Here is a 23,258-nt window from a genome sequence, read left to right as displayed (position 1 = left end):
CGTTAGCGCCACCCGGCAATTTCTCCCGCACCCTTATTCCCTTTTCTGCTTCCAAATCACCAAACGGTATATAAAACCGTTACTCCTTTCGTCCTCGTTATAAATATTATGACTATAAGATAGTCATCACATTTATAAGGGTGCGCAATGGCCGTTACTGTACTGAAAAAAGGAACTCTGGCGCTGGCAGGTTTACTGCTGGTGGCACAGGCGCAGGCGACTGAGTTGCTTAACAGCTCATACGATGTCTCACGCGAGCTGTTTGCCGCCCTTAATCCACCGTTTGAACAGCAGTGGGCGAAAGAAAACAATGGCGATAAGCTGACCATCAAGCAGTCTCACGCCGGTTCGTCCAAGCAGGCGCTGGCGATCCTCCAGGGGCTGAAAGCGGATGTGGTGACCTACAACCAGGTGACTGACGTGCAGATCCTGCACGACAAGGGCAAGCTGATCCCGGCGGACTGGCAGAGCCGTTTGCCGAACAACAGCTCGCCGTTCTACTCCACCATGGGCTTCCTGGTGCGCAAGGGCAACCCGAAAAATATTCACGACTGGAGCGACCTGGTGCGTTCCGACGTGAAGCTGATCTTCCCGAACCCGAAAACCTCCGGTAACGCTCGCTATACCTATTTAGCCGCGTGGGGCGCGGCAGACAAGGCTGACGGTAACGATAAAGCGAAAACCGAGCAGTTCATGACCCAGTTCCTGAAAAACGTCGAAGTGTTTGATACCGGCGGCCGTGGGGCGACCACGACCTTCGCAGAACGCGGTCTCGGCGATGTGCTGATCAGCTTTGAATCGGAAGTGAATAACATCCGTAAACAGTATGAAGCGCAGGGCTTCGAGGTCGTTATCCCGAAAACCAACATCCTGGCCGAGTTCCCGGTGGCGTGGGTGGATAAAAACGTGCAGGCGAACGGTACCGAGAAAGCGGCAAAAGCCTATCTCAACTACCTGTACAGCCCTCAGGCGCAGACCGTCATTACCGATTATTACTACCGCGTGAATAACCCGGATGTGATGAACAAACTGAAAGATAAATTCCCGCAGACCGAACTGTTCCGCGTGGAAGACCATTTTGGCTCCTGGCCTGATGTGATGAAAACGCATTTTGCCAGCGGCGGTGAGTTAGATAAATTGCTGGCGGCGGGGCGTAAGTAATGTTTGCAGTTTCCTCCAGACGTGTGCTGCCTGGCTTTACCTTAAGCCTCGGGACCAGCCTGCTGTTCGTCTGTCTGATTTTGCTGTTACCGCTCAGCGCGCTGGTAATGCAGCTTGCTCAGATGAGCTGGGCGCAGTACTGGGACGTGGTCACCAACCCGCAAGTGGTAGCAGCCTATAAAGTGACGTTGCTGTCGGCATTTGTCGCCTCCATTTTTAACGGCGTGTTTGGCCTGCTGATGGCGTGGATCTTAACCCGCTACCGTTTTCCGGGCCGTACGTTGCTCGACGCGTTAATGGATTTACCGTTTGCGCTGCCGACGGCGGTGGCGGGCTTAACCCTCGCGTCGCTCTTCTCCGTGAACGGGCTGTACGGCGAGTGGCTGGCGAAATTTGACATCAAAGTGACCTACACCTGGCTCGGTATCGCAGTGGCGATGGCCTTTACCAGCATCCCGTTTGTGGTGCGTACCGTGCAGCCGGTGCTGGAAGAGTTAGGTCCGGAATACGAAGAAGCGGCGGAAACGCTGGGCGCCACGCGCTGGCAGAGCTTCCGCAAGGTGGTTCTGCCGGAGCTGTCTCCGGCGCTGATGGCGGGTGTCGCGCTGTCGTTTACCCGCAGCCTCGGTGAGTTCGGCGCGGTGATTTTTATCGCCGGGAACATTGCCTGGAAAACAGAAGTCACCTCGCTGATGATTTTCATCCGTTTGCAGGAGTTTGATTATCCGGCGGCGAGCGCTATTGCCTCGGTTATCCTGGCGGCCTCGCTGCTGCTGCTGTACTCGATTAACACTCTGCAAAGTCGCTTTGGTCGACGTGTGGTAGGTCACTGATGGCGGAAGTTACGCAATTGAAGCGATACGATGCACCCCGCATCAACTGGGGTAAATGGTTTCTGATTGGGGCGGGGGTGCTGGTTTCCGCCCTCATTCTCGTCGTGCCGACGATTTATATTTTCGTTCAGGCGTTCAGTAAGGGCCTGATGCCCGCACTGGAAAACCTGGCGAACCCGGATATGCTGCACGCGATCTGGCTGACCGTGCTGATTGCCCTGATCACCGTGCCGGTGAACCTCGTGTTCGGTACCCTGCTGGCGTGGCTGGTGACGCGCTTTAACTTCCCGGGACGTCAGCTGCTGTTGACCCTGCTGGACATTCCATTCGCCGTGTCGCCGGTGGTGGCGGGTCTGGTGTACCTGCTCTTTTACGGCTCCAACGGCCCGTTGGGCGGCTGGCTGGATGAGCATAACCTGCAGATCATGTTCGCCTGGCCGGGCATGGTGCTGGTCACCATCTTCGTGACCTGTCCGTTTGTGGTGCGTGAACTGGTGCCGGTGATGTTGAGCCAGGGGAGCAACGAAGACGAAGCGGCGGTGCTGCTGGGCGCGTCAGGCTGGCAGATGTTCCGTCGCGTGACGCTACCGAATATCCGCTGGGCGCTGCTTTACGGCGTGGTGCTGACCAACGCCCGCGCGATTGGTGAGTTCGGCGCCGTTTCCGTCGTCTCCGGTTCTATTCGCGGTGAAACGCTGTCGCTGCCGCTACAGATTGAGCTGCTGCAGCAGGACTACAACACCATCGGTTCGTTTACTGCCGCAGCGTTGCTGACGCTGATGGCTATTTTGACCCTGTTTTTGAAGAGTGTGGTGCAGTGGCGTTTAGAAAATCAGGAAAAACGTCAGCATCAGGAGGGAAATCATGAGCATTGAGATTGCCAATATTAAGAAGTCTTTTGGTCGCACCCAGGTGCTGAATGATATCTCGCTGGATATCCCTTCCGGACAAATGGTGGCGCTGCTGGGACCGTCTGGTTCGGGTAAAACCACGCTGCTGCGTATTATCGCCGGGCTTGAGCATCAGACCAGCGGGCATATCCGCTTCCACGGTACCGACGTGAGCCGCCTGCATGCCCGCGATCGTAAAGTAGGTTTTGTGTTCCAGCACTACGCGTTGTTCCGCCACATGACCGTATTCGATAACATCGCATTTGGCCTGACCGTGCTGCCGCGTCGCGAGCGCCCGGATGCGGCAACCATTAAAGCGAAAGTGACCAAACTGCTGGAAATGGTGCAGTTGGCCCATCTTGCGGACCGTTTCCCGGCCCAGCTGTCCGGTGGTCAGAAACAGCGTGTGGCGCTGGCGCGTGCGCTAGCCGTTGAACCGCAAATTCTTCTGTTGGATGAGCCGTTCGGTGCGCTGGATGCGCAGGTGCGAAAAGAGCTGCGTCGCTGGCTGCGTCAGCTTCATGAAGAGCTTAAATTTACCAGCGTCTTCGTGACCCACGATCAGGAAGAGGCGATGGAAGTCGCGGACCGTGTGGTGGTCATGAGCCAGGGTAATATTGAGCAGGTTGACGAGCCGGAGCAGCTCTGGCGTGAACCGGCGACCCGCTTCGTGCTGGAATTTATGGGCGAAGTGAACCGTTTACAGGGCACTATTCGCGGGGGGCAATTCCACGTGGGCGCGCACCGCTGGCCGCTGGGATATACCTCTGCGCATCAGGGGCCGGTCGACCTGTTCCTGCGTCCGTGGGAAGTGGACGTGAGCCGTCGCACCAGCCTTGACTCACCGCTGCCGGTGCAGGTGCTGGAAGCGAGCCCTAAAGGGCACTACACCCAACTGGTGGTACAACCGCTGGGCTGGTATACCGAGCCGCTAACCGTGGTCATGCGCGATGAGGAGCCACCGCACCGGGGAGAACGCCTGTTTGTCGGTCTGCAGCATGCGCGTATTTATCACGGGAAGGAACGTATTGAGACGCGCGAGGATATTGCTCTGGCGGAGTCAGCCTGATAGGTTAAGGTCACGTAGTTTTGCCGGGTGGCGCTGCGCTTACCCGGCCTACAATCATGCTCTCTGTAGGCCCGGTAAGCGAAAGCGCCACCGGGCTTTTTATTGGGCAGCGAACATGAGTACATTAGAACACACCATCGGCAACACCCCTCTGGTCAAGCTTCAGCGCATGGGGTGTGCCAACGGCAGCGAAATCTGGGTCAAACTCGAAGGCAATAACCCGGCGGGCTCGGTGAAAGACCGCGCGGCGCTGTCGATGATTGTCCAGGCTGAAAAACGCGGAGAAATTAAGCCCGGTGACGTGCTGATTGAGGCGACCAGCGGCAACACCGGTATCGCGCTGGCAATGATTGCGGCGCTGAAAGGCTACCGCATGAAGCTGCTGATGCCGGACAATATGAGTCAGGAACGCCGCGCCGCCATGCGAGCTTACGGTGCGGAGCTGATTCTGGTGACCAAAGAGCAGGGGATGGAAGGGGCGCGTGACTTAGCGCTGGAGATGGCTGAACGCGGTGAAGGCAAGTTGCTCGATCAGTTCAACAACCCGGATAACCCGTACGCGCACTACACCACCACCGGCCCGGAAATCTGGCAGCAAACGGAAGGACGGATCACCCATTTTGTCTCCAGCATGGGCACCACGGGCACCATTACCGGTGTATCGCGTTTTCTGCGAGAGCAGGAAAAAACCGTCACTATCGTTGGTCTGCAGCCGGAAGAGGGGAGCAGCATTCCGGGCATTCGCCGCTGGCCTGCGGAATACATGCCCGGGATCTTTAATGCGCAGCTTGTGGACCAGGTGCTGGATATTCATCAGCGCGAGGCGGAAAATACCATGCGCGAGCTGGCCGTCCGTGAAGGTATCTTCTGTGGCGTCAGTTCGGGCGGCGCGGTAGCGGGTGCGATTCGGGTTGCAAAGGAAAACCCGGGTGCAGTGGTCGTGGCAATAATCTGCGATCGCGGCGATCGTTATCTGTCTACCGGCGTCTTTGGTGAAGAGAGTTATTCGCAGGGGGCAGGGATTTAAGCATCATGGAGATGATTCTTTTCCGGGATAACACCCGGGCGCAACAAACCGATATTGTCGCGGTGCAGTCGCAGGTGGTATATGGCAGCGTGGGGAACAGCATTGCGGTACCGAATATTCGTACCCATCAGCTGAGCGTCACCGCCGTACCGACGGTGTTGTTTAGCAACACGCCGCACTATGACACCTTCTACGGCGGCGTGATCCCGGATGAGTGGTTCAGCGGTTATCTGAAAGCGCTGGAAGAGCGCGACATCCTTCGTGAGCTGAAGGCGGTGACTACCGGCTATATGGGTAGCGCCAGCCAGATTAAATTGCTCGGACAATGGCTCAGGGTCATCAAAGTACGGCACCCGGACCTGCTGGTGCTGGTCGACCCGGTCATCGGCGATATCGACAGCGGGATGTACGTGAAGCCCGAGATCCCGCAAGCGTATCGGGAGCACCTGCTGCCGCTGGCGCAGGGGATCACGCCAAACGTCTATGAGCTGGAAGTGTTAAGCGGCAAACCGTGCCGAACGCCGGAAAGCGCCATCGCGGCGGCGCAGGGACTGCTCTCCGACAGCCTGAAATGGGTGGCGATCACCAGCGCGCCGGTCGCTGACGACCCGCAAAACATTCACGTGGTGCTGGTGACGAATGAAGGCGTGACCGTAAGCGCACACCCGCGTGTTGAAACGGACCTGAAAGGGACGGGCGATCTGTTTTGTTCAGAGCTGGTAAGCGGAATTGTTGAGGGCAAAACCGTTGCCGATGCCATTCGCATGGCCGGCGATCGGGTGACGGATGTGATGATTTACACGCAGTCGAAAGGTTACGATGAGCTTATCCTGCCCGCATAAACAAAAATGGCGCCCGAAGGCGCCATTTTTCTGTGCGGCAAGAATTACTTCTTGATGCGGATAACCGGGGTTTCACCCACGGTGACGCTGCCAGACAGTTTGATCAGTTCTTTGATTTCGTCCATGTTGGAGATAACAACCGGAGTCAGGGTAGACTTGGCTTTTTCTTCCAGCAGTGGCAGATCGAATTCAATCACTGGGTCGCCAACTTTAACACGCTGGCCTTCTTCCGCGATGCGTTTGAAGCCTTCGCCTTTCAGTTCAACGGTGTCGATACCGAAGTGAACGAACAGTTCGATACCGCTATCAGATTCGATAGAGAACGCATGGTTGGTTTCAAAAATTTTACCGATGGTGCCGTCAACTGGAGCAACCATTTTGTTGCCAGTTGGTTTGATAGCAATGCCATCACCAACGATTTTCTCAGCAAACACTACATCCGGCACGTCTTCGATGTTGACGATCTCGCCGGAGAGCGGAGCAACAATCTCAATAGTTCCGGAGTCTTTCTTATCATCAGAAACCAGAGATTTCAGTTTATCGAACAAACCCATGATCTTCTCCTAAGCAGTAAATTGGGCCGCATCTCGTGGATTAGCAGATTGTTTTTTCTTCAATGAACTTGTTAACCAGCGTCATTAACTCGTCCGTTGTCGGTTGAGCAAGAGCCTGCTCTGCTAACACCTTCGCATCTTCGAAGTTCGTGTTACGGATAATCTTCTTAATGCGCGGGATGGAAATGGCGCTCATAGAGAATTCGTCCAGACCCATACCCAGCAACAGAAGTGTAGCACGTTCGTCGCCTGCAAGCTCACCACACATGCCAGTCCATTTACCTTCTGCATGAGAAGCATCAATAACTTGCTTAATAAGCGTCAGTACGGACGGTGACATTGGCTGGTAGAGATGTGAAATCATATCATTACCACGGTCAACTGCCAGGGTGTACTGCGTTAAATCATTGGTACCGATACTAAAGAAATCAACTTCTTTGGCTAAATGACGCGCAATGGTCGCCGCAGCCGGTGTTTCCACCATCACGCCGATCTCGATTGACTCGTCAAATGCTTTACCTTCGTCACGCAGTTCCTGTTTGTAGATTTCGATCTCTTTCTTCAGTGCACGCACTTCTTCAACAGAGATGATCATCGGGAACATGATGCGCAGTTTACCGAAAGCAGACGCACGCAGGATAGCACGTACCTGATCGCGCAGGATCTCTTTACGATCCATCGCGATACGTACTGCACGCCAGCCCAGGAACGGGTTCTCTTCTTTCGGGAAGTTCATGTACGGCAGCTCTTTGTCGCCACCGATGTCCATGGTACGGACGATAACCGCCTGAGAGCCACAGGCTTCAGCCACGGCTTTGTATGCAGCAAACTGCTCTTCTTCAGTAGGCAGCGCGTCACGGTCCATGAACAGGAATTCTGTACGATAGAGACCGACACCTTCCGCACCGTTGCGCTCAGCGCCATCAACGTCACGTACGGTACCGATGTTTGCGCACACTTCTACCTGATGACCGTCCAGGGTGATTGCTGGCAGGTCTTTCAGCTTAGCGAGTTCCGCTTTTTCAGTCGCAACTTGCTCCTGAACCGCGCGCAGTTTTTCGATCTCTTCATTCGTTGGGTTGACGTAAACCAGATTGTTTACGGCATCCAGAATCAAATAGTCGCCGTTTTTCACCTGAGAGGTGACGCTACCGGTGCCCACGATGGCTGGCAGTTCCAGAGAACGCGCCATGATTGAGGTGTGGGAAGTACGGCCGCCTGCGTCGGTGATGAAACCGAGAACCTTTTTCAGGTTCAACTGAGCGGTTTCTGACGGGGTCAGGTCGGCAGCAACCAGAATAACTTCATCCTGAATTGCGCTCAGATCGATGATGGCCAGACCCAGGATGTTGCGCAGCAGGCGCTTACCGATGTCACGTACGTCAGCCGCACGCTCTTTCAGGTATTCGTCATCCAGTTCTTCCAGGGCAGTCGCCTGACCTTCGATAACTTCATGTGCAGCCGCGTCGGCTGTCATGCCTTTATCTTTAATCAGGGCTATGATTTCCTGCTCCAGCTCCTCATCTTCGAGCAGCATGATGTGCCCTTCGAAGATGGCTTCTTTTTCTTCACCGAAAGTTTCGCCAGCTTTAGTTTTGATTGCTTCCAGTTGCGCAGATGCCTTGGCACGACCGCTCAGAAAACGTTCAACTTCCTGATCAACCTTGTCGGCAGAAATTTTTTTCCGGTCAATGACGATCTCGTCTTCTTTCAGCAGCAGTGCTTTGCCGAAAGCGATACCCGGGGATGCTAAAATGCCTGAAATCATAACCCTACCTTACTTGTGACTGATATTTAAAAGAACCCGGAAACTTACTCGAGCTCAGCCATCAGTTTTACCAGATGCTCAACTGCTTTCTGCTCGTCTTCACCTTCTGCAGAGATGGTGACAACAGTGCCCTGAGTCAGGCCCAGAGTCTGCAGTTTGAACAGGCTTTTTGCGCTAGCGCTTTTGCCGTTGGAAGTCACAGTGATTTCAGATGTGAAGCCTTTCGCTTCTTTAACAAACTGAGCAGCAGGGCGGGTGTGCAGACCGTTCGGAGCGGTAATGGTAACTTCTTGCTGGAACATTGTATTTCCCCAACTTATAGGTTTAGTGTTGTGGAACTAAAGTCTAGCCTGGCGACTGAACTTTAGCCTGTATTGTTAGCGCTGACGTTTCGATCGTCATTAAACATTATGCAGCGAAAGCAAGACTTGAACCAAATCATAAAATCGATTCAGCAAGGCTATTTCATTCACTGATTAATTTCACGCATCAAAATAATTGCTGGTTTAAATACCAGACCCAACGGGGTGAATCAATGCCAGGAGGGGTAAAACTTTGAAGCAGGCCACAAAAAAGCACCCGAAAAGGTGCTTTTTTACGCGTTTTTAACATGCTGGCATCACTGTTGCAGTTCTTTCTCAGTGAAGAGATCGGCAAACAGTGCAGTGCTTAAGTAACGCTCACCCGAGGATGGAAGGATAACCACAATATTCTTATTGGTAAAGGCTTCGTCTTCCTGAAGTTTGAGCGCTGCCGCAACAGCCGCACCGGAAGAGATACCTGCCAGAATGCCTTCTTCATCCATCAGACGACGCGCGGTAGAGATGGCTTCTTCGTTAGTGATGGTGACCACTTTATCGATCAGCTTCAGGTCCAGGTTACCCGGAATGAAGCCAGCACCAATGCCCTGAATTTTATGTGGGCCTGGCTTGAGCTCTTCACCCGCCAGTGCCTGAGTGATAACCGGTGAGTCGGTTGGTTCAACGGCAACAGTAATCAGATCTTTTTTACCTTTCGTGCCTTTAATATAGCGTGACACACCAGTCAGCGTACCGCCGGTACCCACGCCGGAGATAAACACGTCAACCTGACCGTCGGTATCTTCCCAGATTTCCGGGCCGGTGGTTTTTTCATGAATTTCCGGGTTTGCCGGGTTGCTGAACTGCTGCAGCAGCAGATATTTCGCCGGATCGCTGGCAACAATCTCTTCGGCTTTCTGAATGGCACCTTTCATGCCTTTCGCGCCTTCGGTCAGTACCAGGTTTGCCCCCAGCGCTTTGAGCAGCTTGCGACGTTCGATACTCATGGTTTCTGGCATGGTCAGCGTCAGTTTGTAGCCACGCGCTGCAGCAACATAGGCCAGGGCAATACCGGTGTTGCCGCTGGTTGGTTCCACCAGCTCAACGCCTGGTTTCAGTACGCCACGTTTTTCAGCATCCCAAATCATGTTTGCACCAATACGGCATTTTACGCTGAAGCTCGGGTTACGTGATTCGACCTTCGCCAGAATGCGTCCATTACCGATACGGTTCAGTCGAACCAGGGGCGTATGACCGATCGTCAGCGAGTTGTCTTCATAAATCTTACTCATGGCCTGTCCTTAACTGTATGAAATTGGGATACCGTCCCAGCATACCTGTTGAGCAGGTAGGGGGAAGTAAGGAATTCGCATATCTATATACTGCAAGGAAATAATGGGGATCAGTATGGAATAAGGGGCGGCATAAGCCACCCCTTGTTTACACATTTTTGCATTACTTCCATAACGCGTGCTTAGCACGGTAGCAGTCGACCCACATTGCCGTCGCGCCACACACCGCAACGGGCATGATGAACAGATTGAGGAACGGGATCATCGTGAACAGGCTGGTCAGTGCGCCAAATTGCATATTGGCAACCTTCTGGGTGCGCAGGGCCGTGCGCATCGCTTTAAACGGCACCTTGTGGTTATCGAACGGATAGTCGCAGTACTGGATCGCCAGCATCCATGCGCTGAACAGGAACCACAGCACCGGAGCCACCGTTTGACCGATACCGGGCACGAAATAGAGGATAAGCAGCACAACCGCACGGGGCAGGTACCAGGCAAATTTCTGCCACTCGCGCTTCATGATGCGTGGAATGTCTTTCATGATCCCCAGCACGCCCGTGTCCGGTGGCGTTGCGCCGGTAAGCCGTGCCTCCAGCTGTTCCGCCAGCAGGCCGTTAAAGGGCGCGGCTATCCAGTTCGCGATCGTTGAAAAGAAGTAACCGAATACCAGCAGCACCGAGATGACCACAACCGGCCAGAGCAGGTAGTTCAGCCACTGCAGCCACTCAGGAACATGGCTCATTAGTGAGGGGATCCAGCTTTCCAGCTTTGTGAACAGCCACCAGAACGCACCGCCCATCAGAATAATGTTGATCAACAGAGGCAGGATGACGAAGCGTCGAATACCCGGCAATGAGACCAGTTTCCAGCCCTGAGAAAAATACCAGACGCCGCTGCGAGGGGGGGAAGAAGATGTTGAAACCATAACCAGGCTGTACTCCTTTTTTCACAACCAGTGGAATTGCCCGCCTATATTATCCACTTACGGACCAATGACCAGTTAGGAAATGTTCGAAAAACCAGCAAAAAGCACGATTTCCTTCATCTTTATGCTGTGAATGCTCTGCACACACTTGCACTTGACGTAAACGGCAAATACTCTTAGTGAGTAAATGTTTGCCGTGGTGGCAAGGTGTTAGAACAACAGAGAATATAATGATGCAGGATTTGCGTCTGATATTAATCATTGTTGGCGCGATCGCCATAATCGCTTTACTGGTACATGGTTTCTGGACCAGCCGTAAAGAGCGTTCCTCGATGTTTCGCGATCGCCCACTGAAGCGCATGAAGTCCAGTCGTGACGACGATGACAGTGAAGATGACATCGACGGCAGCGACGACGACGGCGTGGGTGAAGTTCGTGTTCATCGGGTCAATACTGCCCCCGGCGCGGCTCATGGGGAGCATGAAGCGACCCGTACTGCGCAGCACCAGTATCAACCGCCGTATGCTTCCGCACAGCCGCGCCAGCCAGCGCCGCAGCCTGTGGAAGAGCCGGTGCGCCAGCCGCCGCAACAGCCTGTCCATCAGCAGCCTGCTGCACCTCAGCCGGTTCAACAGCAACCTGTGCAACAGCCAGTGCAACCGGTACAACAACCGCAGCAGCCTGTGCATGTGCAGCCTGCGCCGCAGCCCGCTCCGGCCCCGCATGTTGAGCCAGAGCCCGTCGTCGAGCCAGAACCGGTTGTTGAAAAACCGCAGCGCAAAGAAGCGGTGATCATCATGAACGTTGCCGCACATCACGGCAGCCATCTCAACGGTGACGTGCTGCTTAACAGTATTCAGCAGGCAGGCTTCAAGTTTGGCGACATGAATATTTTCCATCGCCACCTGAGCCCAGACGGTAGCGGCCCGGCGCTGTTCAGCCTGGCCAATATGGTCAATCCTGGCACCTTTGACCCGGAAATGACCGGTGATTTCGTGACGCCGGGTGTCACAATCTTTATGCAGGTGCCGTCCTATGGTGACGAACTGCAGAACTTTAAGCTGATGCTGCAATCCGCTCAGCACATCGCTGATGAAGTGGGTGGTGTGGTGCTCGACGATCAGCGTCGAATGATGACCCCGCAGAAGCTGCGCGAGTATCAGGACCGCATCCGCGAAGTTAAGGAAGCCAACGCGTAATCGTCGCGTTTACTTCGACTCCTCCTCAACCCCCGCATGTCGGGGGTTTTTTCTCATTGATGGTGCGATATGGACTCAATCGAACAACAACTCACTGAACTGCGAACCACGCTTCGCCATCATGAATATCTCTATCATGTTATGGACGCGCCGGAATTACCGGATGCGGAGTATGACCGTCTAATGCGCGAACTCCGCGAATTAGAGGCGCAGCATCCGGAACTCATCACACCCGATTCACCCACCCAACGCGTCGGCGCTGAGCCGCTGGGGGCTTTCAGCCAGGTGCGTCATGAAGTGCCGATGCTGTCGCTGGACAACGTCTTCGATGAAGAGAGTTTTCTCGCGTTTAATAAGCGTGTGCAGGATCGTCTTAAAAGTAGCGATACCCTTACCTGGTGCTGTGAGCTGAAGCTGGACGGCCTTGCGGTCAGCCTTCTTTACGAAAACGGCGTGCTGGTGCGTGCGGCAACTCGTGGTGATGGTACCACCGGGGAAGACATCACCACCAACGTGCGCACTATCCGCGCGATCCCGCTGAAACTGCAGGGTGAGAACATTCCTGCGCGACTGGAAGTGCGCGGTGAAGTGTTCCTGCCCCAGGCGGGCTTCGAGAAAATCAATGACGAAGCGCGCCGCACTGGTGGGAAAGTGTTTGCTAACCCGCGTAATGCGGCGGCAGGCTCTCTGCGCCAGCTTGATCCACGCATCACCGCGAAGCGACCGCTTACTTTCTTCTGCTACGGCGTAGGGATTCTGGAGGGGGGCGAGCTACCGGATACGCACCTCGGACGTCTGCTGCAGTTTAAAGCGTGGGGCCTGCCGGTGAGCAACCGTGTTCAGCTTTGCGACTCCCCGGAAGCAGTACTGGCCTTCTACCACAAGGTGGAAGAGGACCGTCCAACGCTCGGCTTTGATATTGATGGCGTTGTCATTAAGGTTAACTCATTAGCGCTTCAGGAGCAGTTGGGCTTTGTTGCGCGTGCTCCGCGCTGGGCGGTGGCGTTTAAGTTTCCTGCTCAGGAGCAGATGACCTTTGTCCGCGACGTGGAGTTCCAGGTGGGACGTACGGGAGCCATTACCCCGGTCGCCCGTCTGGAGCCGGTGCAGGTGGCGGGCGTGCTGGTGAGTAACGCCACGCTGCATAACGCCGATGAAATTGAGCGTCTTGGTCTGCGTATTGGCGACAAAGTGGTCATTCGCCGCGCGGGCGATGTTATTCCACAGGTGGTTAACGTTGTTGAGTCAGAACGTCCTGATGATACGCGCGAGATTATTTTCCCGACCCATTGCCCGGTATGCGGCTCGGACGTTGAACGTGTTGAAGGTGAAGCGGTGGCGCGCTGTACGGGGGGCTTAATCTGTGGTGCGCAGCGTAAAGAATCTCTGAAACACTTTGTGTCCCGTAGGGCGATGGACGTTGACGGCATGGGCGACAAGATTATCGATCAGCTGGTTGAGAAAGAGTACGTCCATACGCCAGCAGATCTTTTCAAACTGACTGCGGGTAAACTGACGGGGCTTGATCGCATGGGGCCTAAGTCAGCGCAGAATGTCGTCAATGCTCTGGAAGCCGCTAAAGAGACGACCTTCGCACGCTTCCTCTACGCGCTGGGTATTCGTGAAGTCGGCGAAGCGACTGCAGCGGGGCTAGCGGCGTACTTTGGTACGCTGGATGCACTGGAAAAAGCGAGCATCGACGAGTTGCAGAAAGTCCCGGATGTCGGGATTGTTGTTGCCACTCACGTCTTTAACTTCTTTGCTGAAGAGAGCAACCGTGAAGTCATCGGCAAGCTGCTGGAAGAGGGTATCAAATGGCCCGCACCGGTGGTGGTTAATGCCGAAGAGATCGACAGTCCGTTCGCCGGTAAAACGGTGGTGCTGACCGGCAGCCTGAGTCAGCTTTCACGTGACGATGCGAAAGCGCGTCTGGTGGCGCTGGGGGCCAAAGTGGCGGGCAGCGTGTCGAAGAAAACCGATTTGGTGATTGCCGGAGAGGCGGCGGGTTCGAAGCTGGCGAAAGCCCAGGAGCTCGGCATTGCGGTGATCGACGAAGCGAAAATGATGCGTCTGTTAGGAGAATAACGTGGAGAAAGAGCAACTCGTTGAGATCGCCAACACCGAGATGCCGTTCGGTAAATATAAAGGCCGCAGGCTGATCGATTTGCCGGAAGAGTATCTGCTGTGGTTTGCCCGTAAGGATGAATTCCCGGCAGGGCGGCTGGGTGAGTTGATGGCTATCACGTTACTGATCAAAACTGAGGGGCTGACCCAGCTGGTTCAGCCCCTGAAACGCCCTTAAGCTTTTGCGGCGCGGGTCTCTTCCTGCGCCAGTTTTTCAGTCTGGCGCTTGTAACGACGCGCCAGCACCGCGCAGACCATAAGCTGGATCTGATGGAAAATCATCAGCGGCAGCACCATCATCCCAATCACCGAGGTCGGGAACAGAATGTTGGCCATCGGGATACCGTTCGCCAGGCTCTTTTTCGAACCGCAGAACACAATCGTAATTTCATCCGCTTTATTGAAGCCGCACTTGCGTGCCACAAAGACGTTAACCGCAATTACAATCGCCAGCAGGACGAGGCTGACCACCACGATAAACAGCAGTGAGCCTGCGCCGACCTTATGCCAGATCCCATTTACCACCGCTTCACTGAAAGCGGAATAGACCACCAGCAGAATTGACGACTGATCGGTTTTTGAGATCCATTTTTTGTGCTTTGCCACAAACGCGCCCGTCCACGGACGCGAGAGATGCCCCAGGACAAACGGCAGCAGCAGCTGCAGACAGATTTTACCCACCTGCTCAAGGTTACCTTCCGCGCCGTGCATGTTCATCAGCAAACCCACCAGCAATGGGGAGACGAAAATCCCTAACAGGCTGGATGCCGACGCCGAACAGACTGCGGCCGCGACGTTACCGCCTGCCAGCGAGGTGAAGGCAATGGCGGACTGCACGGTGGCTGGCAGAATGCACAGATACAGGAAACCGGTGTAGAGCGCCGGGTCGACGTTAACCGGAGCCCACCACGCAAACAGCACGCCGAGAATGGGGAACAGAATGAACGTGCTGCACATCACCCAGAGGTGCAATCGCCAGTGGCTACCGCCAGCGATAATGGCTTCGCGGGAGAGTTTTGCGCCGTGCATAAAGAACAGCAGTGCGATGGCGGCCGTCGTTAGCCCCTCAAAAAACGGAACAAATCCCCCGCGAGCGGGGAAGAACGAGGCCAGTAAAACGGTAGCAACCAGGGTAAGCGTAAACGGATCAACAATACGAAATAGTTTCATAATGACTCCTGAAAACAGATGTCGCTATTGTGCTTTTTTCCATTTGAGAAATAAAATTGATTTATTGCATCCATTTATGAATTAAAAAGATGAATTATTCCTTACGTCAGCTTCGCATATTCGTCACCGTGGCAAACGCCCGTAGCTTCAGCCGGGCAGGGGAGATGATTGGCCTGAGCCAGTCGGCGGTGAGTCACAGTGTGAAAGAGCTGGAGAGTCAAACGGGTGTGCGGTTACTTGACCGCACCACGCGCGAAGTTGTGTTGACTGAAGCCGGGCAGCAGCTGGCCTTGCGCCTCGAGCGGTTACTTGATGAATTGAACAGTACGCTCAGGGATGTTGGGCGATTGGGACAGCAACTTTCGGGTACGGTGCGGGTTGCTGCCAGCCAGACGATCTCTGCCCACCTTATCCCGCAGTGCATTGCCGAGGGAAACCACCGCTACCCGGATATTGATTTTGTTTTACATGACAGACCGCAACAGTGGGTGCTGGAAAGCATCCGACAGGGGGATGTGGATTTTGGGATTGTGATCGATCCCGGTCAGGTGAGCGATCTGGCGTGCGAAAGCGTACTTTCTGAGCCCTTTTTGCTGCTCTGCCGGGACGACGATCCGCTGGCAGTATTACCGGTAGTCAGCTGGCAGTCTCTTCAGGGAGCGAACCTGGTATTGCAGGATTATGCCTCGGGCAGCCGTCCGCTGATTGATTCTGCGCTGGTGACTCAGGGAGTAAAGGCAACGATCGTGCAGGAGATTGGTCACCCGGCAACGCTGTTTCCTATGGTGGAAGCTGGCATTGGTATCAGCGTGTTGCCCGCCCTGGCACTTCCCCTGCCACAGGGAAGTCGGCTGTCCGTAAAGCGATTGGTGCCTGTTGTCGAGCGAAAGCTGATGCTGGTACGGCGAAAAAATCGTTCACTCTCGGGGGCGGCACAGGCCATCTGGGAAGTGGTGCGTATCCAGGCGCAACGATTAACCGAGGCCCGCATACGCGACCCACTGTTTAACGCATCAGAAGATTAGATGTAGATATCAATCTGATGATTATCTGACGGGCTATTCACACCTTCCACTTTACCCAGCTTTTGATCTTGTTTCTTCTGGGCTTCTTCGGTCTGCTGGCGCTGCAGCGCGGCAAGCTGGGCCTGCAGCACTTTAAGCTGCGCCTGAATGAGTTCCTGCTGTTTTTTCTTTTCTTCCGTGCTGCCAGTACTCTCTGGTAGCTCTTTTAGCTGCTGAGTAAGCTTGGTGATCTGCTCTTTAATGTGGTTTATTTGCGCAGCAATATCATTGTTACCAGAATGATTACTTCCACTATTGCTGGTTTGTACTGAGGGTGTAGTCACCTGAATCGTCGACATAGTATTTCATCTCGCTATAAAACAGAGGTATCGGCACCGACGGGATTAGCTTGAGCAAAACTGCCATATCTGGCAGGGATTTGCATTGATACACAATCAGTATTGATGGTGCTGTGAAAGTGTATTGGAGGTAAACCGCAGGCTCCAGATATAAGACTAAGGTCATGCGATCCGTGATATCGCGATCTTAATTCTCAAGGAGCCTTTATGACCCTCTCAAATAACCCATGGTACTGCGCTGACATCATCCGCACCGCTAAACCGAATTTCACGCCGCGCGTTGCGTTCATTCTCGGTTCTGGCCTTGGCGCACTAGCCGACCAGATTGAAGACGCCGTTTCTCTGAGCTACGAAAAGCTGCCGGGTTTCCCTGTGAGTACGGTTCACGGTCATGCCGGTGAGCTGGTCCTGGGACATCTTGCCGGTGTACCTGTTGCCTGTATGAAAGGGCGGGGTCACTTCTATGAAGGCCGCGGGATGACCGTCATGACCGATGCGATCCGCACGTTCAAACTGCTGGGTTGCGAGCTGCTGTTTAGCACCAATGCTGCGGGCTCATTGCGTAAAGACGTTAAGCCCGGAAGCTTGGTTGCGTTGAGGGACCATATCAATACCATGCCGGGAACGCCGATGGTGGGACTAAACGATGAACGTTTTGGTGACCGCTTCTTCTCGCTGGCTAATGCTTACGACGCAAACTATCGTGCCGTTTTGCAAACTGTGGCCGCGAAAGAGGGCTTCCCTCTGCATGAAGGCGTGTTTGTCTCTTATCCTGGCCCCAACTTCGAGACTGCGGCGGAGATCCGCATGATGCAAATTATTGGTGGCGACGTGGTGGGCATGTCCGTAGTGCCGGAAGTGATCTCTGCGCGTCACTGTAACCTGAAAGTGGTGGCCGTTTCTGCAATTACGAATCTTGCTGAAGGTCTGGGCGAGGTAAAACTCTCACACGAACAAACACTGGCTGCTGCTGAGCTTTCCCGCCAGAACTTCATCAACCTTATCTGCGGTTTTCTTCGCCATATTGCCTGATTAAAACAATAAAGTGGCCCGTGAGGGCCACACTGCTATAAGGAATGGAATATGAACATCACGACTCGCTTAAAGATGATGTCCTTTATGCAATATTTTATCTGGGGGAGTTGGCTGGTTACCCTCGGCGCTTACATGATTAACACTCTACATTTTACCGGCTCCGACGTGGGGATGGTTTACAGTTCCAAGGGGCTGGCCGCAATTGTTATGCCATCTCTGGTGGGGATTATTGCCGACAAATGGCTGCGAGCAGACCGTGCATACGTGATTTGCCACCTCGTCTGTGCCGTTGCCCTCTGTTATGCCGCGCAGGTCAATGAACCCGGGTTAATGTTCTGGGTCATGCTGGTGAATGCGATGGCCTTTATGCCCACGATTGCGTTGTCGAACACGATTTCTTACTCCTGCCTTGAACAGTCAGGGCTGGATACGGTAAGCCATTTTCCGCAAGTGAGGGTGTATGGCACCGTGGGATTTATTGCCGCGATGTGGGCCATCAGCCTGATGGGGGCGGAGCTCAGCAACGTGCAGCTCTATATAGCAGCTGCTGCATCCCTGCTGTTGGCAATCTACTCTCTGACGCTACCGGCCACTCCGGTTGCGACGACAAAAACGTCTCCGTCTCTGGCAAGTAAACTGGGCCTCAATGCATTTATCCTGTTTAAACAACCCCGCATGGCGGTGTTCTTTTTATTCGCAATGCTGCTGGGCGCCGTGCTGCAGATAACCAATACGTTTGGCAGCCCTTTTCTGCATGATTTTGCACGGAATCCGGCGTATGCGGAGAGCTTTATCGTCAAATACCCGTCCATTTTGCTCTCCGTCTCGCAGATGTCAGAAGTGTTCTTCATTCTGACTATCCCATATTTCCTCAGACGATTTGGTATTAAAACCGTCATGCTGATGAGCATGGTGGCCTGGATGTTGCGGTTTGGGCTGTTTGCCTTTGGCGATCCGTCCGCAACAGGCTTTGCGTTGCTCATGCTGTCAATGATTGTCTACGGCTGCGCGTTCGACTTCTTCAATATTTCCGGCTCGGTGTTTGTTGAGCAGGAGGTGAGCTCTGATATCCGTGCCAGCGCGCAAGGGCTGTTTATGACCACCGTTAACGGTATTGGTGCTTATTTCGGGTCCGTGTTAAGCGGTATGGCAGTCGATTACTTCTCGGTGGATGGGGTTAAGGACTGGCAGACCATCTGGCTGGTGTTTGCGGCCTATGCGCTGGTGCTTGCGGTGGTGTTTTATTTCAGCTTTCACTATCACCACATCAGTAAAAACAGCGAGATGCGCACAGTTGCGCACTAAATTTTTCCTGTGGACGATGAAAGGCTTTAAGGTAGACGCTTAAACGTTATCGCCAGGATATGTTTTGATGGAACGCGTCTATCGGACCGATCTCAAGCTGCTGCGTTATTTTCTTGCCGTGGCGGAAGAATTGCATTTTGGGCGGGCTGCGGCCCGTCTTAATATGTCCCAGCCGCCGTTAAGCCTGCATATTAAAGAGCTGGAAAGCCAACTGGGGACGTTACTGTTTATTCGCCACTCGCGGAGTGTCGCGTTGACGCATGCCGGTAAAGTGCTGATGGAAGAGTCCCGTCGGCTGCTCGCCAGTGCAAACCAGGCGCTGGCTCGCGTCGAGCAAATTGGCCGGGGTGAGGCGGGGCGCATTGAGCTGGGGATTGTCGGTACCGCCATGTGGAGCGAGGTGCGCACGGTCATGCGCGCTTTCCTGAAAGAGCATCCGAATGTTGATGTTGTTTTTCGCGAAAAATCGCCGGTCATGCAGATGGCTTTGCTTGAACGTCGTGAGCTGGATGTCGGGATCTGGCGAATGGCAACTGAACCCACCGCCGGGTTTACCAGCGTGCGATTGCGTGATGCCGCTTTTCTTGTTGCAATGCCGGAAGATCACCGACTGGTCAGCGAATCATCTATTACGCTCTCAGAGTTACAGGATGAGTATTTTGTCACCATGCCTTCAGCACATTCTGACTGGGCATTTTTACATCGCGTATGTCAGCAGGCCGGGTTCTCGCCGATGATTGTACGCGAAGCTGTTGAACCACAGACGGTACTGGCGATGATTAGTATGGGGATGGGGATTACGCTTGCCGCTGACAGTTACGCGCAAATGCAGTGGCCAGGCGTGGTCTTCCGCCCTTTGCGCGAGCGCATACCGGCTGATCTGTATGTGGTATATGACGCGAAGCAGGCAACACCCGCAATAGAAAGGTTGATTGCAACTTTAACGATGATGTAAATCGCAGATAGCAAAAAAGCGCCTTTAGGGCGCTTTTTTACATTGGTGGGTCGTGCAGGATTCGAACCTGCGACCAATTGATTAAAAGTCAACTGCTCTACCAACTGAGCTAACGACCCGAAATGGTGGGCGATGACGGGCTCGAACCGCCGACCCCCTCCGTGTAAAGGAGATGCTCTACCAACTGAGCTAATCGCCCATTTCGGAACTGCTTTGATAAGGTGAGAATGGTGGGCGATGACGGGCTCGAACCGCCGACCCCCTCCGTGTAAAGGAGATGCTCTACCAACTGAGCTAATCGCCCAATCTCAATTCTTATCTACACTGCGAGTCTACGTGAAGTAGATGGTGGGTGATGACGGGCTCGAACCGCCGACCCCCTCCGTGTAAAGGAGATGCTCTACCAACTGAGCTAATCACCCCCGCTGTGTGGAGTCGCATTATAGGGAGAGTTGAAAATGAGTCAACGCATTTTCTAAAGTTTTTATTCGTTCGTCGTAAAATTAAACAAAACGATCGCGAAATGGGCGGTGGAGCATGATTTCTAAACAAAAATAGCAAACTCGGTCACGATAAAGGGATCAACATTGAGGAATCCCCCCACAGTGATAGAATATTGCCCATCGTTTTTTCCCCAGGATTTGCCGAATACCGGCATCTTTATAACGTAAGGCCATTTCATGAAAATCAAAACTCGCTTCGCGCCGAGCCCGACAGGCTATCTGCACGTCGGTGGTGCTCGTACTGCTCTCTATTCCTGGCTTTTTGCTCGTCACAACAAAGGTGAGTTCGTCCTGCGTATTGAAGATACCGATCTTGAGCGCTCTACGCCGGAAGCAATTGAAGCCATCATGGATGGTATGAACTGGTTGAATCTGGAATGGGATGAAGGCCCGTATTTCCAGACCAAACGTTTCGACCGCTATAACGCTGTGATTGATGAGATGCTGGTCGCGGGCACGGCGTATAAGTGCTATTGCTCCAAAGAACGTCTGGACGCGCTGCGTGAAGAGCAGATGGCGAACGGTGAGAAGCCACGTTATGACGGTCGTTGCCGCCATGACCATAGCGAACATGCTGCTGATGAGCCATGCGTGGTGCGTTTTGCTAACCCGCAAGAGGGTTCAGTGATCTTCGACGACCAGATCCGTGGCCCGATCGAATTCAGCAATCAGGAGCTGGACGACCTGATCATCCGCCGTACCGACGGTTCTCCAACCTATAACTTCTGCGTCGTGGTTGATGACTGGGATATGGAAATTACGCACGTTGTTCGTGGTGAAGACCATATCAACAACACCCCGCGTCAGATCAACATTCTGAAGGCGCTGAACGCACCAGTGCCTGTTTATGCGCACGTCTCCATGATCAATGGCGACGACGGTAAAAAGCTGTCTAAACGCCATGGCGCGGTCAGTGTCATGCAGTACCGTGACGATGGTTATCTGCCGGAAGCGCTGCTGAACTACCTGGTGCGACTGGGCTGGGCTCACGGTGACCAGGAGATCTTCAGTCGCGAAGAGATGATTAATCTGTTCTCTCTGAGCTCTGTGAGCAAATCGGCGAGTGCATTTAATACCGACAAACTGCTGTGGCTGAACCACCATTACATCAATACCATGCCGCCTGAATATGTCGCGACATATCTGCAGTGGCACATTGAGCAGGCAAATATTGATACCCGCACTGGCCCAGAGCTGGCGGACCTGGTGAAACTGCTCGGCGAGCGTTGCAAAACTCTGAAAGAGATCGCTGAAAGCTGCCGTTACTTCTATGAAGAGTTTGATGAGTTCGATGCGGACGCCGCGAAGAAACATCTGCGCCCGGTTGCTCGTCAGCCGCTGGAAGTGGTGCGTGACAAGCTGGCGGCTCTTACCGAATGGACTGCGGAAAATGTGCATCACGCTATTCAGGCAACTGCTGATGAGCTGGAAGTCGGCATGGGGAAAGTAGGCATGCCATTGCGCGTTGCGGTCACCGGTGCGGGCCAGTCCCCGGCGCTGGATGTGACTGTCCATGCCATCGGCAAGTCGCGCAGTGTGGCGCGTATTAACAAGGCGCTGGACTTTATCTCTGAACGCGAAAATCAGCAGTAATTAAGTCTTCAGGACGAGAAACGGCAGGGTAACCTGCCGTTTTTTTTATGTATTTGATTCAGCAATACCCAGGCGTGTAAGAAAGCCGAGAATACCTTCACGTTTCAATAATGTGTCCAGACGCTTCTGCTCTAGCTGGGTCATACTCTCCAGCGTTTCGATAATGCCCGAACGCAGGTTTGAAGAGGGGGCACTGTATGATGAGGGGACTTCTGCCAGATGGTAAACCGCCTGACGAGTACGGATTGCCGGGAGGCTCATAATATGTTCCTTCACGCGCGCATCAATATGGATTAGCCGCGCCCGACCGCCTTTTACGCCATTGAGCCCTTCGGTTTTCCAACCCTGTTGACGTATCCAACGATTAATGGTCTGTCGGGCAACACCCAAACTCTCCGCCAGCTCTTCCGTGGTCATTTTACTACGTAATCTTTTCATATTAGTTCTGGTCGCGAATCCCTAAACGTTGCAACAATCCGGTTATCCCTTCCCGCAGTAACAGCGATGTCATTTGCTTCTGCTCTTCCGGTGTCATTTCATTGGCCAGCGTCAGGAGTAGGTTGTGAAGCGAACCATCCTGGTTGGCACCTTCTGGTATATCAGACGTTTCAGTTGCCCGGCGTGCGCTGCGGATAAAGTCACGTACTTTTTCGTTCACATGTACCAGACGCGCTTTCCCACCCTGGACTCCCGGTTTTGGTGATGTAATCCAACCCTCTTTACGTACCCATTTATTGATGGTCTGGCGGCTATAGCCAGTGAGCAAGGCTAACTCTTCTGGCGTCATTCGTTCCTTGATCATGCAATTTCCTGAATATTTGTAGGGATAATTAACGGTTCATTTTATAGCACCGTTTTACGTGAAAACGTGACAGGCTTAACTCATGACTGCGAGCAAGCTCGCAAAGTGATTCATTTGCATGATTTTTCGGCGATTGAGCGGCGGTCATTGATTTTGCCGTTGACACTCCGCAGCGGAATTCATATTATGCCGCCCGTCAACATGACAGCTTTACGATGGGGCTATAGCTCAGCTGGGAGAGCGCTTGCATGGCATGCAAGAGGTCAGCGGTTCGATCCCGCTTAGCTCCACCAAACTCTGAACCCAACAGAGTGCGGTCAGTAAAGTAACATGTGGGGCTATAGCTCAGCTGGGAGAGCGCTTGCATGGCATGCAAGAGGTCAGCGGTTCGATCCCGCTTAGCTCCACCAAAATATTAAGCCCTCGTCAAAAGACGAGGGCTTTTTTTATGCGCTTGTAACACTCGCTACTACATTTTGTTATAAAAATAGATATATTCCTGTACCTCACCTCAATCGAAAGCAATAAACCCGTCCATAATTAGACTTG

General features: G+C 53.7%; 23 protein-coding genes and 6 tRNA genes. 16 read left to right on the top strand and 13 right to left on the bottom strand.

Features of this window, described 5'->3' with window-relative positions:
• Positions 1-147 precede the first annotated feature (147 nt).
• The 6 genes from ACJ9Y9_RS16890 (at position 148) to pdxK (ending at position 5,822) form a co-directional block, all read left to right on the top strand.
• Positions 148-1,161 (top strand): sulfate ABC transporter substrate-binding protein, encoded by a 1,014-nt coding sequence (locus ACJ9Y9_RS16890; protein ID WP_028016161.1) that lies wholly within the window; start codon positions 148-150, stop codon positions 1,159-1,161.
• Positions 1,161-1,994, top strand: coding sequence for a sulfate/thiosulfate ABC transporter permease CysT (gene cysT / locus ACJ9Y9_RS16885; protein WP_028016162.1), 834 nt, complete (start codon positions 1,161-1,163; stop codon positions 1,992-1,994). The genes ACJ9Y9_RS16890 and cysT overlap by 1 nt, the downstream gene beginning before the upstream one ends.
• Positions 1,994-2,869: a sulfate/thiosulfate ABC transporter permease CysW gene (cysW, locus tag ACJ9Y9_RS16880; protein ID WP_028016163.1), complete on the top strand. Its 876-nt coding sequence runs from the start codon at positions 1,994-1,996 to the stop codon at positions 2,867-2,869. The genes cysT and cysW overlap by 1 nt, the downstream gene beginning before the upstream one ends.
• The gene (cysA, locus tag ACJ9Y9_RS16875; RefSeq protein ID WP_028016164.1) at positions 2,859-3,953 is read left to right on the top strand and encodes a sulfate/thiosulfate ABC transporter ATP-binding protein CysA; all 1,095 of its coding nucleotides are present in this window, start codon (positions 2,859-2,861) and stop codon (positions 3,951-3,953) included. Before cysW ends, cysA begins: the two co-directional genes overlap by 11 nt.
• Before the next feature lie 115 nt (positions 3,954-4,068).
• Positions 4,069-4,980 carry a cysteine synthase CysM gene (gene cysM / locus ACJ9Y9_RS16870; RefSeq protein ID WP_028016165.1) on the top strand — a complete coding sequence of 304 codons (912 nt, stop codon included), beginning with the start codon at positions 4,069-4,071 and terminating at the stop codon, positions 4,978-4,980.
• A gap of 5 nt (positions 4,981-4,985) precedes the next feature.
• Positions 4,986-5,822, top strand: a complete 837-nt coding sequence (pdxK, locus tag ACJ9Y9_RS16865) for a pyridoxine/pyridoxal/pyridoxamine kinase (protein WP_028016166.1) — start codon at positions 4,986-4,988, stop codon at positions 5,820-5,822.
• A 44-nt stretch (positions 5,823-5,866) separates the two neighbouring features.
• Here the strand turns inward: pdxK and crr are convergent, their stop codons facing one another.
• From crr to cysZ, 5 genes are all read right to left on the bottom strand, one after another.
• Complete coding sequence (crr, locus tag ACJ9Y9_RS16860; protein WP_003861316.1) at positions 5,867-6,376, bottom strand: PTS glucose transporter subunit IIA; 510 nt, start codon at positions 6,374-6,376, stop codon at positions 5,867-5,869.
• Positions 6,377-6,416: 40 nt separating this feature from the next.
• Positions 6,417-8,144, bottom strand: coding sequence for a phosphoenolpyruvate-protein phosphotransferase PtsI (gene ptsI / locus ACJ9Y9_RS16855; RefSeq protein ID WP_028016167.1), 1,728 nt, complete (start codon positions 8,142-8,144; stop codon positions 6,417-6,419).
• 44 nt (positions 8,145-8,188) lie between these two features.
• On the bottom strand, positions 8,189-8,446 hold the full coding sequence (gene ptsH, locus ACJ9Y9_RS16850; protein ID WP_000487600.1) for a phosphocarrier protein Hpr: 258 nt from the start codon (positions 8,444-8,446) through the stop codon (positions 8,189-8,191).
• A gap of 317 nt (positions 8,447-8,763) precedes the next feature.
• The gene (cysK, locus tag ACJ9Y9_RS16845; RefSeq protein ID WP_014884739.1) at positions 8,764-9,735 is read right to left on the bottom strand and encodes a cysteine synthase A; all 972 of its coding nucleotides are present in this window, start codon (positions 9,733-9,735) and stop codon (positions 8,764-8,766) included.
• Between the two features lie 163 nt (positions 9,736-9,898).
• Positions 9,899-10,660 (bottom strand): sulfate transporter CysZ, encoded by a 762-nt coding sequence (gene cysZ / locus ACJ9Y9_RS16840; RefSeq protein WP_028016168.1) that lies wholly within the window; start codon positions 10,658-10,660, stop codon positions 9,899-9,901.
• 230 nt (positions 10,661-10,890) lie between these two features.
• On the opposite strand from cysZ, the gene zipA reads away from it, so the two are divergent.
• From zipA to ACJ9Y9_RS16825, 3 genes are all read left to right on the top strand, one after another.
• A complete protein-coding gene (gene zipA / locus ACJ9Y9_RS16835) occupies positions 10,891-11,859 on the top strand; it encodes a cell division protein ZipA (protein ID WP_028016169.1) in 969 nt (322 codons plus the stop codon).
• Positions 11,860-11,928: 69 nt separating this feature from the next.
• The gene (ligA, locus tag ACJ9Y9_RS16830) at positions 11,929-13,944 is read left to right on the top strand and encodes an NAD-dependent DNA ligase LigA (protein WP_028016170.1); all 2,016 of its coding nucleotides are present in this window, start codon (positions 11,929-11,931) and stop codon (positions 13,942-13,944) included.
• Between the two features lies 1 nt (position 13,945).
• Positions 13,946-14,161, top strand: a complete 216-nt coding sequence (locus tag ACJ9Y9_RS16825) for a DUF3820 family protein (protein ID WP_003861328.1) — start codon at positions 13,946-13,948, stop codon at positions 14,159-14,161.
• On the opposite strand, the gene ACJ9Y9_RS16820 is transcribed toward ACJ9Y9_RS16825, so the two are convergent.
• Positions 14,158-15,153 (bottom strand): bile acid:sodium symporter family protein, encoded by a 996-nt coding sequence (locus ACJ9Y9_RS16820; RefSeq protein ID WP_028016171.1) that lies wholly within the window; start codon positions 15,151-15,153, stop codon positions 14,158-14,160. The genes ACJ9Y9_RS16825 and ACJ9Y9_RS16820 overlap by 4 nt on opposite strands.
• Before the next feature lie 89 nt (positions 15,154-15,242).
• Here ACJ9Y9_RS16820 and ACJ9Y9_RS16815 point away from each other — a divergent pair, with 89 nt between their 5' ends.
• Positions 15,243-16,178, top strand: a complete 936-nt coding sequence (locus tag ACJ9Y9_RS16815; protein ID WP_028016172.1) for a LysR family transcriptional regulator — start codon at positions 15,243-15,245, stop codon at positions 16,176-16,178.
• On the opposite strand, the gene ACJ9Y9_RS16810 is transcribed toward ACJ9Y9_RS16815, so the two are convergent.
• Positions 16,175-16,516, bottom strand: a complete 342-nt coding sequence (locus ACJ9Y9_RS16810) for a FlxA-like family protein (protein ID WP_028016173.1) — start codon at positions 16,514-16,516, stop codon at positions 16,175-16,177. The genes ACJ9Y9_RS16815 and ACJ9Y9_RS16810 overlap by 4 nt on opposite strands.
• 207 nt (positions 16,517-16,723) lie before the next feature.
• Between ACJ9Y9_RS16810 and xapA the strand changes: the two genes are divergently transcribed.
• From xapA to ACJ9Y9_RS16795, 3 genes are all read left to right on the top strand, one after another.
• Positions 16,724-17,548, top strand: coding sequence for a xanthosine phosphorylase (xapA, locus tag ACJ9Y9_RS16805; protein ID WP_028016174.1), 825 nt, complete (start codon positions 16,724-16,726; stop codon positions 17,546-17,548).
• 51 nt (positions 17,549-17,599) lie between these two features.
• Complete coding sequence (locus tag ACJ9Y9_RS16800) at positions 17,600-18,856, top strand: nucleoside permease (RefSeq protein WP_028016175.1); 1,257 nt, start codon at positions 17,600-17,602, stop codon at positions 18,854-18,856.
• A gap of 67 nt (positions 18,857-18,923) precedes the next feature.
• The gene (locus ACJ9Y9_RS16795) at positions 18,924-19,811 is read left to right on the top strand and encodes a LysR family transcriptional regulator (RefSeq protein ID WP_028016176.1); all 888 of its coding nucleotides are present in this window, start codon (positions 18,924-18,926) and stop codon (positions 19,809-19,811) included.
• Between the two features lie 43 nt (positions 19,812-19,854).
• Here ACJ9Y9_RS16795 and ACJ9Y9_RS16790 read toward each other — a convergent pair.
• The 4 genes from ACJ9Y9_RS16790 to ACJ9Y9_RS16775 all read right to left on the bottom strand — a co-directional run bounded on the left by ACJ9Y9_RS16790 (position 19,855) and on the right by ACJ9Y9_RS16775 (position 20,233).
• Positions 19,855-19,930: transfer RNA gene (locus tag ACJ9Y9_RS16790), tRNA-Lys, on the bottom strand.
• Between the two features lie 4 nt (positions 19,931-19,934).
• Positions 19,935-20,010, bottom strand: a tRNA-Val gene (locus tag ACJ9Y9_RS16785).
• Between the two features lie 29 nt (positions 20,011-20,039).
• Positions 20,040-20,115 (bottom strand) — tRNA-Val (locus ACJ9Y9_RS16780).
• A gap of 42 nt (positions 20,116-20,157) precedes the next feature.
• Positions 20,158-20,233 (bottom strand) — tRNA-Val (locus ACJ9Y9_RS16775).
• Between the two features lie 258 nt (positions 20,234-20,491).
• Between ACJ9Y9_RS16775 and gltX the strand changes: the two genes are divergently transcribed.
• Positions 20,492-21,907 (top strand): glutamate--tRNA ligase, encoded by a 1,416-nt coding sequence (gene gltX / locus ACJ9Y9_RS16770; RefSeq protein ID WP_028016177.1) that lies wholly within the window; start codon positions 20,492-20,494, stop codon positions 21,905-21,907.
• Positions 21,908-21,952: 45 nt separating this feature from the next.
• On the opposite strand, the gene ACJ9Y9_RS16765 is transcribed toward gltX, so the two are convergent.
• Positions 21,953-22,345, bottom strand: coding sequence for a YfeC-like transcriptional regulator (locus ACJ9Y9_RS16765; protein ID WP_032666662.1), 393 nt, complete (start codon positions 22,343-22,345; stop codon positions 21,953-21,955).
• 1 nt (position 22,346) lies between these two features.
• Positions 22,347-22,709 carry a YfeC-like transcriptional regulator gene (locus ACJ9Y9_RS16760; RefSeq protein ID WP_028016179.1) on the bottom strand — a complete coding sequence of 121 codons (363 nt, stop codon included), beginning with the start codon at positions 22,707-22,709 and terminating at the stop codon, positions 22,347-22,349.
• A gap of 217 nt (positions 22,710-22,926) precedes the next feature.
• On the opposite strand from ACJ9Y9_RS16760, the gene ACJ9Y9_RS16755 reads away from it, so the two are divergent.
• Both ACJ9Y9_RS16755 and ACJ9Y9_RS16750 read left to right on the top strand, forming a co-directional pair.
• Positions 22,927-23,002, top strand: a tRNA-Ala gene (locus ACJ9Y9_RS16755).
• Positions 23,003-23,043: 41 nt separating this feature from the next.
• A tRNA-Ala gene (locus ACJ9Y9_RS16750) sits at positions 23,044-23,119 on the top strand.
• The last annotated feature ends 139 nt before the right edge of the window (positions 23,120-23,258 follow it).

The organism is Enterobacter sp. CPE_E1241 (assembly GCF_045618265.1).
In the GTDB taxonomy this organism is placed as follows: domain Bacteria; phylum Pseudomonadota; class Gammaproteobacteria; order Enterobacterales; family Enterobacteriaceae; genus Enterobacter; species Enterobacter adelaidei.
This window is presented reverse-complemented; position numbering and strand designations above follow the sequence as displayed.

Excerpts from the sequence above, each read along its gene's own strand:
- ACJ9Y9_RS16890 (WP_028016161.1), top strand. The coding sequence starts at position 148 with ATGGCCGTTACTGTACTGAAAAAAGGAACTCTGGCGCTGGCAGGTTTA.
- cysT (WP_028016162.1), top strand. The coding sequence starts at position 1,161 with ATGTTTGCAGTTTCCTCCAGACGTGTGCTGCCTGGCTTTACCTTAAGC.
- cysW (WP_028016163.1), top strand. The coding sequence starts at position 1,994 with ATGGCGGAAGTTACGCAATTGAAGCGATACGATGCACCCCGCATCAAC.
- cysA (WP_028016164.1), top strand. The coding sequence starts at position 2,859 with ATGAGCATTGAGATTGCCAATATTAAGAAGTCTTTTGGTCGCACCCAG.
- cysM (WP_028016165.1), top strand. The coding sequence starts at position 4,069 with ATGAGTACATTAGAACACACCATCGGCAACACCCCTCTGGTCAAGCTT.
- pdxK (WP_028016166.1), top strand. The coding sequence starts at position 4,986 with ATGGAGATGATTCTTTTCCGGGATAACACCCGGGCGCAACAAACCGAT.
- crr (WP_003861316.1), bottom strand. The coding sequence starts at position 6,376 with ATGGGTTTGTTCGATAAACTGAAATCTCTGGTTTCTGATGATAAGAAA.
- ptsI (WP_028016167.1), bottom strand. The coding sequence starts at position 8,144 with ATGATTTCAGGCATTTTAGCATCCCCGGGTATCGCTTTCGGCAAAGCA.
- ptsH (WP_000487600.1), bottom strand. The coding sequence starts at position 8,446 with ATGTTCCAGCAAGAAGTTACCATTACCGCTCCGAACGGTCTGCACACC.
- cysK (WP_014884739.1), bottom strand. The coding sequence starts at position 9,735 with ATGAGTAAGATTTATGAAGACAACTCGCTGACGATCGGTCATACGCCC.
- cysZ (WP_028016168.1), bottom strand. The coding sequence starts at position 10,660 with ATGGTTTCAACATCTTCTTCCCCCCCTCGCAGCGGCGTCTGGTATTTT.
- zipA (WP_028016169.1), top strand. The coding sequence starts at position 10,891 with ATGATGCAGGATTTGCGTCTGATATTAATCATTGTTGGCGCGATCGCC.
- ligA (WP_028016170.1), top strand. The coding sequence starts at position 11,929 with ATGGACTCAATCGAACAACAACTCACTGAACTGCGAACCACGCTTCGC.
- ACJ9Y9_RS16820 (WP_028016171.1), bottom strand. The coding sequence starts at position 15,153 with ATGAAACTATTTCGTATTGTTGATCCGTTTACGCTTACCCTGGTTGCT.
- ACJ9Y9_RS16815 (WP_028016172.1), top strand. The coding sequence starts at position 15,243 with ATGAATTATTCCTTACGTCAGCTTCGCATATTCGTCACCGTGGCAAAC.
- ACJ9Y9_RS16810 (WP_028016173.1), bottom strand. The coding sequence starts at position 16,516 with ATGTCGACGATTCAGGTGACTACACCCTCAGTACAAACCAGCAATAGT.
- xapA (WP_028016174.1), top strand. The coding sequence starts at position 16,724 with ATGACCCTCTCAAATAACCCATGGTACTGCGCTGACATCATCCGCACC.
- ACJ9Y9_RS16800 (WP_028016175.1), top strand. The coding sequence starts at position 17,600 with ATGAACATCACGACTCGCTTAAAGATGATGTCCTTTATGCAATATTTT.
- ACJ9Y9_RS16795 (WP_028016176.1), top strand. The coding sequence starts at position 18,924 with ATGGAACGCGTCTATCGGACCGATCTCAAGCTGCTGCGTTATTTTCTT.
- gltX (WP_028016177.1), top strand. The coding sequence starts at position 20,492 with ATGAAAATCAAAACTCGCTTCGCGCCGAGCCCGACAGGCTATCTGCAC.
- ACJ9Y9_RS16765 (WP_032666662.1), bottom strand. The coding sequence starts at position 22,345 with ATGAAAAGATTACGTAGTAAAATGACCACGGAAGAGCTGGCGGAGAGT.
- ACJ9Y9_RS16760 (WP_028016179.1), bottom strand. The coding sequence starts at position 22,709 with ATGATCAAGGAACGAATGACGCCAGAAGAGTTAGCCTTGCTCACTGGC.